The sequence below is a fragment of the Streptomyces sp. NBC_01296 genome (assembly GCF_035984415.1).
GTDB lineage: Bacteria > Actinomycetota > Actinomycetes > Streptomycetales > Streptomycetaceae > Streptomyces.
In genome coordinates this window covers 4870407-4883400 of record NZ_CP130720.1, presented here as the reverse complement: position 1 = coordinate 4883400, position 12994 = coordinate 4870407, and the positions used below count along the sequence as shown (strand labels likewise).

General features: G+C 71.6%; 13 protein-coding genes and 1 riboswitch. Of the genes, 6 read left to right on the top strand and 7 right to left on the bottom strand.

Annotated features, from left to right (window positions below; translation table 11 throughout):
- Window positions 1–273: 273 nt before the first annotated feature.
- The 3 genes from OG299_RS22220 to thrC form a co-directional block, all read right to left on the bottom strand.
- Window positions 274–477 (bottom strand): cold-shock protein, encoded by a 204-nt coding sequence (locus OG299_RS22220; protein ID WP_005315736.1) that lies wholly within the window; start codon window positions 475–477, stop codon window positions 274–276.
- Between the two features lie 383 nt (window positions 478–860).
- On the bottom strand, window positions 861–1139 hold the full coding sequence (locus OG299_RS22215; RefSeq protein WP_266628119.1) for a MoaD/ThiS family protein: 279 nt from the start codon (window positions 1137–1139) through the stop codon (window positions 861–863).
- A gap of 33 nt (window positions 1140–1172) precedes the next feature.
- Complete coding sequence (thrC, locus tag OG299_RS22210; protein ID WP_266628118.1) at window positions 1173–2447, bottom strand: threonine synthase; 1275 nt, start codon at window positions 2445–2447, stop codon at window positions 1173–1175.
- A 17-nt stretch (window positions 2448–2464) separates the two neighbouring features.
- Window positions 2465–2614: riboswitch (SAM riboswitch) on the bottom strand.
- A gap of 197 nt (window positions 2615–2811) precedes the next feature.
- Here thrC and OG299_RS22205 point away from each other — a divergent pair.
- Together OG299_RS22205 and OG299_RS22200 are read left to right on the top strand one after the other, a co-directional pair.
- On the top strand, window positions 2812–3789 hold the full coding sequence (locus tag OG299_RS22205; protein ID WP_327364573.1) for a glucosyl-3-phosphoglycerate synthase: 978 nt from the start codon (window positions 2812–2814) through the stop codon (window positions 3787–3789).
- A gap of 45 nt (window positions 3790–3834) precedes the next feature.
- Window positions 3835–5295, top strand: coding sequence for an alpha,alpha-trehalose-phosphate synthase (UDP-forming) (locus tag OG299_RS22200; protein WP_327362382.1), 1461 nt, complete (start codon window positions 3835–3837; stop codon window positions 5293–5295).
- A gap of 72 nt (window positions 5296–5367) precedes the next feature.
- On the opposite strand, the gene otsB is transcribed toward OG299_RS22200, so the two are convergent.
- The 3 genes from otsB to OG299_RS22185 form a co-directional block, all read right to left on the bottom strand.
- Window positions 5368–6231, bottom strand: a complete 864-nt coding sequence (otsB, locus tag OG299_RS22195) for a trehalose-phosphatase (RefSeq protein WP_266628114.1) — start codon at window positions 6229–6231, stop codon at window positions 5368–5370.
- Between the two features lie 68 nt (window positions 6232–6299).
- Complete coding sequence (locus tag OG299_RS22190; protein ID WP_327362381.1) at window positions 6300–6644, bottom strand: DUF3263 domain-containing protein; 345 nt, start codon at window positions 6642–6644, stop codon at window positions 6300–6302.
- 84 nt (window positions 6645–6728) lie between these two features.
- The gene (locus OG299_RS22185; protein WP_266628110.1) at window positions 6729–8030 is read right to left on the bottom strand and encodes an ABC transporter substrate-binding protein; all 1302 of its coding nucleotides are present in this window, start codon (window positions 8028–8030) and stop codon (window positions 6729–6731) included.
- Window positions 8031–8241: 211 nt separating this feature from the next.
- On the opposite strand from OG299_RS22185, the gene OG299_RS22180 reads away from it, so the two are divergent.
- The 4 genes from OG299_RS22180 to OG299_RS22165 all read left to right on the top strand — a co-directional run bounded on the left by OG299_RS22180 (window position 8242) and on the right by OG299_RS22165 (window position 11854).
- On the top strand, window positions 8242–9174 hold the full coding sequence (locus OG299_RS22180) for an ROK family protein (protein WP_266633438.1): 933 nt from the start codon (window positions 8242–8244) through the stop codon (window positions 9172–9174).
- A complete protein-coding gene (nagA, locus tag OG299_RS22175) occupies window positions 9174–10325 on the top strand; it encodes an N-acetylglucosamine-6-phosphate deacetylase (protein WP_327362380.1) in 1152 nt (383 codons plus the stop codon). The genes OG299_RS22180 and nagA overlap by 1 nt, the downstream gene beginning before the upstream one ends.
- A gap of 95 nt (window positions 10326–10420) precedes the next feature.
- A complete protein-coding gene (locus OG299_RS22170) occupies window positions 10421–11341 on the top strand; it encodes a 1-phosphofructokinase family hexose kinase (RefSeq protein WP_327362379.1) in 921 nt (306 codons plus the stop codon).
- A gap of 54 nt (window positions 11342–11395) precedes the next feature.
- Window positions 11396–11854, top strand: coding sequence for a hypothetical protein (locus OG299_RS22165; protein WP_327362378.1), 459 nt, complete (start codon window positions 11396–11398; stop codon window positions 11852–11854).
- Window positions 11855–11957: 103 nt separating this feature from the next.
- Here the strand turns inward: OG299_RS22165 and OG299_RS22160 are convergent, their stop codons facing one another.
- Entirely contained in the window at window positions 11958–12983 is a 1026-nt protein-coding gene (locus OG299_RS22160; RefSeq protein WP_266628100.1) for a CBM35 domain-containing protein, read from the bottom strand.
- Window positions 12984–12994: the final 11 nt, after the last annotated feature.

Genomic DNA, 12994 nt, shown 5'->3' with positions numbered 1-12994 from the left:
GCCCGCGACGGACGGCCTGCGTGCCCGGCGGTTCCTTCCCGCCGGACCCTGCGGGCCTCACCGACCCGGTCCTGTGTAGTAGCACTCTCGACAGGAGAGTGCTAACGCCAATGATTAGCACTCGACCCCCTCGAGTGCAAGCGGCTTGGGGAACGCCGGGCCAACGTCCGAGCCCGGCAGGCGGGCAGCAGGCGGGCAGCACGAAGGGCCCGCATCCCTCCTCAAGGATGCGGGCCCTTCGCGCGTATGCGTCGGTGGTCGATCGCGCCGGGGCTAGACGGCGAGCTTGACCATGTCCGCCTGCGGACCCTTCTGGCCCTGCGAGATCTCGAACTCGACCCGCTGACCCTCTTCAAGGGTGCGGTACCCGTCCATCTGGATGGCGCTGTAGTGGACGAACACATCCGCACCACCGTCGACCGCGATGAAGCCGTAGCCCTTCTCCGCGTTGAACCACTTGACGGTGCCCTGAGCCATGCCTAACTCCCCTATTACTGGCCCTTGCGCAGGACCGCACTTCGCGGTCCCGGGTCAGAACTTGCGCCGGAACGCCTCGACCGGGGCTGAATGTATCTGCACCGCTGCTGTCTGCAACAGGTCAATCCGACGAGAAATCTGGACACGGGGATACATTGAAATAGAGTGAAAATTTGGCATATTGCCGGGCAACTCGGACCCGGCATATCTCGCCAAAGCCCCATACCGCACTTGCATATTGACTCAATGTCAACCCTCACTCGACCCGCTCATATGCGGCCGGCAAGAACAGCGGAGGGGACTTCCCCAACCCTACCGCGCCCAACCAAGCAGAATTGCCCCCTCCGCTTTTAGCGGAGGGGGCAATTCTGGGCTTTCGCGTTTCAGCAGCCGCCGGCGACGGCGGGAATGATCGAGACGCCGGCGCCGTCCGGCGTCACCGCGTCCAGGCCGCCCTCGAAGCGCACGTCGTCGTCGTTGACGTAGACGTTCACGAAGCGGCGCAGCTTGCCCTGGTCGTCCAGGACGCGGGCGGCGATGCCCGGGTGGCTCGCCTCCAGGGAGGCGATGACCTCGGAGAGGTTCGCGCCCTCGGCGGTGACCTCGGCCTGGCCGCCGGTGTAGGTGCGCAGGATGGTGGGGATGCGGACGTTGACGCTCATGGCGCTACTGCCTTTCCGGGTGTCAGGGGTGGGTCAGACCAGGCCGGCGGCGCGGAATGCGTCCAGGCTCGGGCGGATGGTGGCGGTCTGCCCGCTGTCCGCGGCCACCGCCTCCAGGGTCTTGAGGCCGTCACCGGTGTTCAGGACCACCGTGGTCAGCGCCGGGTCGAGCTGCCCGTTCTCGATGAGCTTCTTGGTCACGCCGACGGTCACGCCGCCCGCGGTCTCGGCGAAGATGCCCTCGGTCTGCGCGAGGATCTTGATCGCCTCGACGACCTGCTCGTCGGTCACGTCCTCGACGTAGCCGCCCGTGCGGCGCGCGATGTCCAGGACGTACGGTCCGTCGGCCGGGTTGCCGATGGCCAGCGACTTGGCGATGGTGTTCGGCTTCTGCGGGCGGACCACGTCGTGGCCGGCCTTGAAGGCCGTCGAGACCGGGGAGCAGCCCTCGGCCTGGGCGCCGAAGATCTTGTACGGCTTGTCCTCGACGAGCCCGAGCTTGATCAGCTCCTGCAGACCCTTGTCGATCTTCGTCAGCTGTGAGCCGGACGCGATCGGGATCACGATCTGGTCGGGCAGCTGCCAGCCGAGCTGCTCGCAGATCTCGTACGCGAGCGTCTTGGAACCCTCGCCGTAGTAAGGGCGCAGGTTGACGTTGACGAAGCCCCAGCCCTCGCCCAGCGGGTCGCCGATGAGCTCGGAGCAGAAGCGGTTGACGTCGTCGTAGTTGCCCTCGATGCCGACCAGGTCGCCGCCGTACACACCGGCCATGACGACCTTGCCCTGCTCCAGGTCGTGCGGGATGAACACGCAGGAGCGGAAGCCGGCCCGGGCGGCCGCGGCGCCGACGGCGCCGGCCAGGTTGCCGGTGGAGGAGCAGGACAGGGTGGTGAAGCCGAAGGCGCGGGCGGCCTCGACGGCGATGGCCACGACGCGGTCCTTGAAGGAGTGCGTCGGGTTGCCGGAGTCGTCCTTGACGTACAGCTTGCCGGTGAAGCCGAGCTCCTTGGCCAGGTTGGCCGCGTCCACGAGCTTGGTGAAGCCGGGGTTCAGGCTGGGCTTGGAGGCCACGTCCGCGGGGACGGGCAGCAGCGGGGCGTAGCGCCAGATGTTGTTCGGGCCGGCCTCGATCGCGGCGCGCAGGGCTTCCGGGTCTCCGGTGGGAAGGTCGTAGGCGACTTCCAGAGGTCCGAAGCACTCGACGCAAGCGAAGATGGGTCCGAGCTCGAAGCGGGTACCGCACTCACGACACGAGAGGCCGGTGGCAGGTCCGAGATCGACAGAGGTGGCAACAGTCTGTGCAGCCATGATGGCGAGGCCCTTTCTCCTCATCTTCCCCATGGCGCACTTCGCCATGAGACGGAATTGGCACCTTCCCTAGCCGGGGACCTCGCTGCTGCAAGCGAGCGCGAGAACCGACTGGAGGGTTGCCGGGGCTTCAACGGGCCGTGTCCCTCTGCCCCTCTGGATGAGCGGTATGGCACCGGGCCGCGCGCTCCATGGCGCGTCCGGGCGTTTGTACGCGGGGACCCCCGGCATGCGGTGGTCCTTCGCGTTGTTCAAGACTGTAACGGAAGGTCCGGGTGGTTGAGACAGCCGTCCGAACCGCGAGATGGATCACTTTTCGGCTGAAACCCGCCGAGGGCGAACGAGGAAACAGGGAGTGCCGAACGTGCTGGAAGAGGTGGAGCGCTGGTTTGCGGACCGCTCCTGGTCCGCGGCCGACCGACCGCTCGACCAGCTGCTTTCCGCCAAGCGGGCGGCAGGCACCACGGTCAGCGTCGTCCTGCCCGCTCTCGACGAGGAGGAGACGGTCGGAGCCATCGTCGAGGTGATCCGGCGGGATCTGATCGAGGGGCTGCCGGTGCCGCTGGTCGACGAACTGGTCGTGGTCGACTCGGGTTCCAGCGACCGGACCGCCGAGGTGGCCGCGAAGGCCGGCGCCCGCGTGGTGCACCGCGACGACATCCTGCCGCGGATCCCGGCCGTGCACGGCAAGGGCGAGGTGCTGTGGCGCTCGCTGCTGGTGACCACCGGCGACATCGTCTGCTTCGTGGACGCCGACCTGCGGGACTTCTCGTCCGCCTTCGTGTCCGGGATCGTCGGCCCGCTGCTGACCGAGCCGGACGTGCAGTTCGTCAAGGCGATGTACGACCGCCCGCTGGGCACGGAATTCGACGGGCTCGCCTCCGGCAAGACCCACGGTCAGGGCGGCCGGGTCACCGAGCTCGTCGCCCGGCCGCTCCTCAACCTCCACTGGCCGCAGCTGGCCGGCTTCGTCCAGCCGCTGGGCGGCGAGTACGCCGTGCGCCGCACGCTGCTGGAACGTTTGCCCTTCCCCGTCGGGTACGGCGTCGAGCTGGGCCTGCTGGTGGACGCGCTGCACACCGTCGGGCTGGACGCACTGGCCCAGGTGGACGTCGGCGTACGGCTCCACCGGCATCAGGACGGCCAGGCGCTGGGCCGGATGGCCGCGGCGATCTACCGCACGGCGCAGCTGCGCCTCTCGCGCGGGCATCTCGTACGGCCGGAGCTGACGCAGTTCGAGCGCGGGCCGAACGGGTTCGTGCCGCGCACGTACGCCGTGGACACCGAGGAGCGGCCGCCGATGGCCGGGGTCAAGGAGTACTCCGGCCGCAGGGTGGCGTGAGGGAACTGACGTTTGAGCGGGCGGGCCCCGGGCTAGGTTCGCCGCATGGCTTCCCAGGTACTCGTTGCAGCGAACCGCGGCCCGCTCTCCTACCTCCTCGCCGACGACGGCACGCTCACCACCCGGCGCGGCGGCGGCGGCCTCGTCTCCGGCCTCTCCGCCGCCCTCGCCCGGCAGCCGGAAGCGCTGTGGATCTGCGCGGCGCTGTCGGAGGCGGACCGGGAGGCGGTCCGCCGCGGTGTCTCCGAACCCGGTGTCCGGATGCTGGACATCGATCCCACCACGTACGACGACGCGTACAACGGCATCGCGAACTCGGTGCTGTGGTTCACGCACCACCACCTGTACGACATCCCGCGCGAGCCGGTCTTCGACGCGGAGTTCCGCCGGCGGTGGGAGTCGTACGTCGCCTACAACCGCGCCTTCGCACGGGCGCTGGCGCAGGAGGCCGGCGAGGGCGCGGCGGTGCTCGTGCAGGACTACCACCTGGCGCTGGTCCCCGGTGAGCTGCGGGAACTGCGACCGGACCTGAAGATCAGCCACTTCACGCACACGCCGTGGGCCTCGCGCGAGTTCCTGGACATGCTCCCCGACGACATCCGGGCGCAGCTGATGTGGGGCATGCTCGGGGCGGACGTGGTGGGCTTCCACACGTGGGCGTGGGCGCACAGCTTCATGACCGCGGCGCAGCTGGACGACGAGCGGGGCATCGCGGAGCCGAAGACGGTGGCCGGGGCGGACCCGAGGGACGCGCCGTACATCGAGAAGATGACGAGGGGCCCGGTGCCGCACCGGCGGACGACCGTGGCCGTGTACCCGCTGGGCGTGGACGGCGACGAACTGCGGGCGCTGGCACACCGGCCGGAGGTGAACGACAAGCTGGCGGCGCTGCGGGCGGAGATCGGGGACCGCAGGGCGATCGTCCGGGTGGACCGGACCGAGCTGTCGAAGAACATCGTGCGGGGGCTGCTGGCGTACCGGGAGCTGCTGACCGAGCACCCCGAATGGCGGGGCCGGGTGGTCCACCTGGCCTCGGCGTACCCGTCCCGGCAGGACCTGGCGGTGTACCGGTCGTACACGGAGGCGGTGCGGGAACTGGCCGCGCAGATCAACGAGGAGTTGGGCACCGAGGACTGGCAGCCGGTGCTGGTGTCGGTGAAGGACGACTTCGCGCGCTCCCTGGCGGCGTACCGGCTGGCGGACGTGGCGCTGGTGAACCCGGTGCGGGACGGGATGAACCTGGTGGCGAAGGAGATCCCGGTGGTCTCGGACGCGGGGTGCGTCCTGGTGCTGTCGACCGGGGCGGGGGCGTACGGGGAGCTCCGCGAGGACGCGCTGACGGTGAACCCGTACGACGTGTCGGAGACGGCCGGGGCGCTGCACGCCGCGCTGGCGATGCCGGCGGAGGAGCGTGCGGAGCGCACGAAGCGGCTGGCCTCGGCGGCCACGGCCCTCCCCCCGACGGCCTGGTTCACGGCCCAACTGGCCGCCCTCCGCGCGGCGTAACGGCAACGGCTGCGCACGGGCCCTCTCCCCGCCCCGCCGAGGGGCGGGGTGGAGAGGGCCCCCGCGCGGCGGTTACGGCGTCGGGCTCACGGAGCGGATGGCTTCGGCCAGGGTGGCCAGGAAGGCGACGACCTCGCCCGGGCCGTTCAGGACGAGGTCGGCCCGGGAGGCGAGCTCGGGAACCTCGGCCGAGCCGCTGGCCACCAGCAGCCCCGGCATGCCGTCGGTCCGCAGTTTCTCCACGGCCGCATACGCGGCGAGGTCGCCCAGGTCGTCCCCCGCGTACAGCACGGCCTCGGCGCCCGTCTCCGCCAGGTACTCGGTCAGGGCCACGCCCTTGTCCATCCCCGGCGGACGCAACTCCAGCACCGCCCGCCCCGGCTCCACCATCAGCCCGTGCCGCGCCGCCAGCTCGGCCAGCGGCTCGCGCAGCGCGGCGAAGGCCGCTTCCGGGTCCTCGGCGCGCCGGGTGTGGACGGCCAGCGCCCGGCCCTTCTCCTCGATCCACGTACCGCGCCAGGCGCCGATGGAGTCCAGGAACCCGGGCAGTTCCGCCCGTACCGCGGCGACCCCCGGGTGCTCGGCCGGGGTGTGCACGATGCCGCTCACCGCGTCCCAGCGCTCGGCCCCGTAGTGGCCGAGGACCACCAGGTGTTCCAGGCCGGCAGCGCCTGCGAAGCCCCCGTAGCGCACCGCGACCCCCGCCGGGCGGCCGGTGATCACGGCCACCGAGGCGACCTCCGGGGCCAGGGAGGCCAGCGCTCCGACGGCTCCCGGGTCGGCACGCGCCTGGTCCGGGTCCGGGACGATCTCGGCGAGGGTGCCGTCGAAGTCGAGCGCGACCACGGATCGGCGGGGTGCGCGGAGGAGGGCTTCGAGTCCCTCGCGTCCGGCGGCGGTGACGGGCATCGGCATGCTGTGCGGATGGCTCCCCATACGGACGACCCTAACGGCCCTGCCGGGCCACGGCTACGGCGCGCGGCGGGCCCGTGGGCGCCGATGCGTCAGCGCCGGGCCCGCTGGACTTCGCGGATGCGGCGGAGCCGGTTGACGGTGCCGGGCGCGTGGGCCAGCGCCCGCGGGTCGTCCATCAGCACGTTGAGCAGCTGGTAGTAGCGGACCGGGGTCATCCCCAGCCCTTCCCGTATGGCCCGCTCCTTGGCCCCGGGCCCGGGCCAGGTGCGTCCCTCGTACGCGAGCACCGCGGCCTCGGCGGCCGTCAGCGCCTTGTCCGGCCCCGTGTCCGGCCCCGTGTCCGGCCCCGTGTCCGGCCCCGTGTCCGGCCCCGTGTCCGGCCCCTCGTCCGGCCTCCCGTCCGGCCTCCCGTCCGGGCTCGCGTCGTCCGTCATACGGCCAGATTAACGCCGCCCTCCGACAGCCACCGGGCGCCCACCGCCGAGCGGCGGGCGCCCGCGGACCGGCCGGCCCGCAGGTCAGTGGGCGTCCGCCTTGCGCGCCGCCTCCGCGATGTCCTCGAGGACCTTCGCGGGCTGCCCGCCCGGCTGCACGCTCTTGCCGATGTTCTGCTTCACGTCCTCGCTCACCCCGGCCCAGGACTTCTTGCCGACCGGGTAGAGACGGGCGTTCGGCAGCGCCTGCAGGAACGTCTTCAGCTGCGGGGCCGCACCCCCCGTACCGGCGTCCGTCGCCCGGTAGCCGCTCGTCGTGACCGGCAGCAGGTCGTACTTGTTGGTGAAGGCCGTCACGTTCTTCGCCTCGTACAGGTAGTCCAGGAACTTCCCGGACTCCTTGCGGTGGCCGTTCTTGAAGGCCATCACCCAGTCGGCGACGCCCATCGTCGGGTGCTCGGTCCCGTCGGCGGTCGGCATGGCCACCATGCCGAACTTCACGCCCTTCTCCCCCGCCTGCTTGATCAGCGTGGGGTGGCCGTTGAGCATGCCGACCTCGCCCCGCGCGAAGGCGTCGAACGCGGCCCGGCGGTCCGTCTTCGCCGGTTCCGTCGGCCCGGTCAGCCCCTGGCCGACCATCTTGTCGCGCAGGAACTCGAAGGTCTTGACGTTCTCCGGGGAGTCGATCGCGTACGCCTCCTCGTTGTCGGTGTAGCCGCCACCGCCGGAGAGCATCCACATCATCGATTCGGCCTGCGCCTCCTCGCGGCCCAGCGGCAGCGCGAAGGGGGTCGCCACGCCCGCGGCCTTGAGCTTCTTCGCCGCGGCCTCCAGGTCGGCCCAGCTCTTCGGCTGCCAGCCGCCCTTGGCGTCCTTCGGGATGACCCCGGCGTCCGTCAGCAGCTTCTCGTTGTAGAAGAGCAGGCGGGTGCTGGCCACGAACGGCATGCCGTACTGGACCCGGCGGACCTTGCCCGCGTCCGCGAGCGGCGCCAGGAAGTCGGCCTCGGTGGTGACGGAGAGCAGCTCGTCCGCCGTGTACAGCTTGCCGGCGGCCGCGTAGTCGGCGTAGGCGCCGATCTGGGCGATGTCGGGGGCCTTGCCGGCCTTGACCATCGCCGCGACCTTGGCGTCGACCTCGGACCAGGAGTAGACGCTGACCTCGACCTTGACGCCGGGGTGGTCCTTCTCGAAGCCGGCGGCGAGGTCCTTCCAATACCCCGACGAGGAGTTCTGCGGATTGTCCCCGTAGTCGGCCGCCACGACCCGCAGGGTCACCTCGTTGTCCCCGGTGAGACTCCCCACGGTTCCACAGCCGGTCAGCGCCACGGCGGTCAGGCCCAGCGCGGCTCCGGTCGCGGCCAGGCTCAGGTAACGGCCCTTCACAGTTCTCGATCCACCCCTTGTTGTACGTACGATCCACGTAAGGTCTACACCACTTTGGCGGCTCGTCCACATCGGGAAACGCGCCGTGTCCGGTTCGTGTCCCGACCTGGGTCGCGAATTTGTATGGCAGCTCAACAATCCCTTCCAATGGACTAGACCTTTCCCCGCCGAGCACGCGAGACTGTCACCTGTGAAACCCGTGAAACACGCCGTGAAGCACGTCATCGCCCTCGATGTGGGCGGCACCGGGATGAAGGCCGCCCTCATCGCCGACGACGGCACCCTGCTCCACGAAGCGCGCCGCGCCACCGGCCGCGACCGGGGCCCCGACGCCGTCGTCGAGACGATCCTGGAGTTCGCCGCCGAGCTGTCCGGGCTCGGCCGCGAACGCTTCGGCGTGCCCGCTTCCGCGGCCGGCGTCGCCGTCCCCGGCATCGTCGACGCCGAGAACGGGATCGCCGTCTACGCGGCGAACCTGGGCTGGCGCGACGTACCGATGCGCGAGCTGCTGAGCAGACGGCTCGGCTCCCTCCCGGTGGCCCTCGGCCACGACGTGCGCACGGGCGGACTCGCTGAAGGCCGCATCGGCGCCGGCCGCGGCGCCGACCGCTTCCTGTTCGTCCCCCTCGGCACCGGCATCGCCGGCGCCATCGGCATCGCCGGCAGCATCGAGGCCGGCGCCCACGGCTACGCCGGCGAGATCGGCCACATCGTGGTCCGCCCCGGCGGCCCCGCCTGCGGCTGCGGCCAGTACGGCTGCCTGGAGACCCTCGCCTCCGCGTCCGCCGTGAGCCGCGCCTGGGCGAACGCATCCGGCGACCCCGCCGCGGACGCCGCCGACTGCGCCAAGGCCGTCGAGTCCGGCGACGCGCGCGCCCGCGAGGTGTGGCTGACCGCGGTCGGCGCCCTCGCCGACGGCCTGGTCACCGCGATCACCTTGCTGGACCCGCGCACGTTGATCATCGGTGGCGGGCTCGCCGAGGCGGGGGAAACCTTGTTCACACCACTACGGAAGGCCGTCGAGGAGCGCGTGACGTTCCAGCGGCTGCCCGACATCGTTCCGGCGGCCCTCGGGGACACCGCCGGATGCCTGGGCGCAGGGCTGCTCGCCTGGGACCTACTCGCCACGGAGGTACCTGCCTGATGTCCGGAAGCGCACACAGCACCGTTCTCTCCGGCGCCAGGGTGGTGCTGCCCACCGGGACCGTGGCGGGCGGCCGCGTCATCGTCGACGGCGAGCGCATCGCCGGCAGCGCCGGCGAGGGCGTGCGGACCGTCGACCTGTCCGGGCACTGGATCGTCCCCGGCTTCGTGGACATGCACAACCACGGCGGAGGCGGCGCCTCCTTCACCTCCGGCACCGCCGAGGAGGTCCTGAAGGGCGTACGGACCCACCGCGAGCACGGCACCACCACGCTCGTCGCCTCCACCGTCACCGGCGACCTCGACGAACTGGCCCGCCGCGCCGGGCTGCTCGCCGAGCTGACGCAAGCGGGCGAGATCGCGGGCATCCACTTCGAGGGCCCGTTCATCAACGCCTGCCGCAAGGGCGCGCACAAGGAGGAGCTGCTGCGCGACCCCGACCCGGCCGAGGTCCGCAAGCTGATCGACGCCGCGCACGGCGCCGCCCGCATGGTCACCCTGGCCACCGAACTCCCGGGCGGGCTCGACTCCGTACGGCTGCTGGCCGAGCACGGGGTCATCGCCGCGATCGGCCACACCGACTCCACGTACGACCAGACGCGCCAGGCCATCGACGCGGGCGCCACCGTGGCCACCCACCTCTACAACGCGATGCCCGGCATGGAACACCGCGCCCCCGGCCCGATCGCCGCGCTGCTCGAGGACGAGCGGGTCACCGTGGAGCTGATCAACGACGGCACCCACCTGCACCCGGCGATGCTGGAGCTGGCCTTCCACCACGCGGGCGCGCACCGCGTGGCGCTGATCACCGACGCCATGGACGCGGCGGGCTTCGGCGACGGGATCTACCACCTCGGGCCGCTGGAGGTCGAGGTCAAGGAGGGCGTCGCCCGCCTCGTCGAAGGCGGTTCGATCGCGGGCTCCACGCTGACCCTGGACACCGCGTTCAAGCGGTCGGTGACGCTGGACAAGCTGCCCGTCGAGTCCGTGGTCCAGGCGATCTCCGTGAACCCCGCCAAGCTGATCGGCCTGTACGGCGAGGTCGGCTCGCTGGAGCCGGGCAAGTACGCCGACCTGGTCGTCCTGGACGCGGAGTTCGACGTCAAGGGCGTCATGCGGCGCGGCGAATGGATCGTGGATCCGCTGGTCTGAGCGGGTATGGGGGGGGCAGGCGGCGGCCCGCGGGACTGGGCCGCCCGCACTGCTGTTTGGCATGATCCCGGCACACACCGAGACCGGGGCCTGCCATGATCCTGACCGTGACGCTCAACACCGCACTCGACGTCACCCACCACGTGCCGAAACTGATCGCGCACACCACGCACCGGGTCACCGCCGTGACCGAAAGACCCGGCGGCAAGGGCCTCAACGTCGCCCGCGTGCTGGCCGCACTCGGCCACGAGGTCACCGCGACCGGCTTCGCGGGCGGCCGCACCGGCGCCGTCGTACGCGAACTGCTCGCCGATACCCCGCAGGTGACGGACGCTCTGGTGCCCTGCGCGGGCACCACCCGGCGCACCCTGGCCGTGGTCGACGAAGCCTCGGGCGACACCACGCAGTTCAACGAGCCGGGCCCGCTGATCAGTTCCGCGGAGTGGGCGGAGTTCCTCGCCCGCTACGAGGCCCTGCTGGCCGGCGCCGGCGCGGTCGCCCTGTGCGGCAGCCTCCCGCCGGGCGTGCCGGTGGGCGCGTACGCGGTGCTCGTACGGGCCGCCCGCGCGGCCGGGGTCCCGGCCCTCCTGGACACCAGCGGCGAGGCCCTGCGCCGCGGGGTCGCCGCCCGCCCGGAGATGATCAAGCCGAACGCCGCCGAGCTCGCCGAGCTGACCGGCTCCCGAGAGCCGCTGCAGGCCACCCGTGACGCCCGCCGCCGCGGCGCGCACGCCGTGGTCACCTCACTCGGCCCGGGCGGGCTGCTCGCGGCCACCGCCCAGGGCACCTGGCGGGCGGCCCCGCCACGCGCCCTGGCGGGCAACCCGACCGGAGCCGGCGACTCCGCGGTGGCGGGCCTGCTGTCGGCCCTCACGGAAGGCCTGGACTGGCCGGCCCGCCTGACCCGCGCGGTAGCCCTCTCGGCCGCCACGGTCCACGCCCCGACGGCCGGAGAGTTCGACCCGCACACGTACGAGGAGCTGCGCCACAACGTCTGTGTCACCGGCGGCATCTGACGGGCCTTAAGATCACACATTCAGTTGATCTTGTAACACGTGAGGCCGAAACACATGAAGCGCATCGTCCGCAACACGCTCGCCACCGTCACCGGGGTGGTGGCCGTGTCCACGCTGGCCGCAGTGCCCGCCGAGGCCCAGACGATCTCGGGCGGCTCCTGCGGCGCGGGCTACTACCAGCAGGACGCCTACCCGCTGGGGAACAGCCAGGGCGCCACCGGCGCCGGCGTCATCTTCCTGTACTTCAACAGCTCCACCGGCAAGAACTGCGCGATCCTGCGCCGTGACGCCAACTTCCTCGTCACCGACGGCATGTCCATCAGCCTGACGTCCAGCAGCGGCGGCAGCGACGGCGACGGCCAGCGGTCCTACACCCAGTACGCGGGGCCGGTGTACGTCTCCGCCCGCGGCGCGTGCGTCCAGGTCTCCGCCAGCGTCACTGGCGCCTGGCGGGACTCCGCCTACCTGCCGTCGACGCACCGGGAGAACACCGGCTGGGTCCACTGCGGCTGACGGGCCGACGGGCACAACGGGATCCGGCCCCGCCGCATGCGCGGTGGGGCCGGATTCGTGTCTCCGGGCCGGCGACGGGCGGTGCCCGGGTGCCGGTGGGAGGTCAGCGCTTGATGTGGCCCTGGCCCAGGTCGAGCTGGTCGAAGACCGCCTCGCACTGGTTTCCGGGCTCGCACGAGATCTTCATCGTGTTCGTGCCCTTCTTGAGGGTGATCCACGCGTACGTGCGCTGCCAGCCCTTGTCCCAGGCTCCGGCGTCGGCCTTGGCGAAGTTCGCCAGGTTCAGCGACTGGTTCGGGCTCTGCCCGTTGACCGTGAGGGTCGCCTTCGCGTCCTTCCCGGGCACCCCGTAGTTCACGAAGAGCGTGTAGTCCCCGGCCGTCGGAACGTCCACCGTCCAGGTCAGCGCCGCACCGGGGGCGTTGAAGCCGCCCACGTACTGGCCGCCCGCGCTCTTCGCGCCCGGGATGGTGCCTTCCAGGTGCGCGCCGCCCGTGAGGGACATGCCCGCGCCCGAGGCGTCCGCCTTGGGCAGCGGGGCCTGCGGGGAGTCCGAGGGGCTCGGCTGCGCGGAGGAGGAGTTCTGCGGCTGCGCGGACTGCTGCCCGCCCGCCGCGTTGCCCTTGTCCTTCTTGTCCTTGTCCTTGTCTCCGAAGGTCACGGCCGCACCGATGCCGATCGCGACCGCGGCAACCACCGCGACCGCCGCGATGAGCATGCCCTTGCGGCTGGAACCGCCGCCTCCGCCGTGGCCGCCCGGCGCGGGGATCGACGCCGTGGTCTGTCCCTGCTGCGGCGGAACCCCGTAGCCGCCCGCCTGGAGGGCTTCAGGGGCCTGGTACTGGGCCTGGTAGGCCGGCGGCTGCTGCTGCGGCGGAACCTGGGCGCCGCGCTGGCCGCCGTACGTCCGCTCGCCGACCGTGCGCACCTGGTTGTACGAGGTACGGGGGACACCTGGCTGTACGCCTGGCTGGCCACCGACCGTCGGGCCGGGGTAGCCGTATCCACCGCCCGGCGCGGGCGGGGTGGCTCCGGCGGCCTGACCGTCCGCGTAGAGGTAGCCGAACGGGTCGTCGTCCTCGGGCTGGTTCGCCCCACTGTTCGAGCCGTGGTTCGCGGGCGTCGTCATCGCAGGTCACT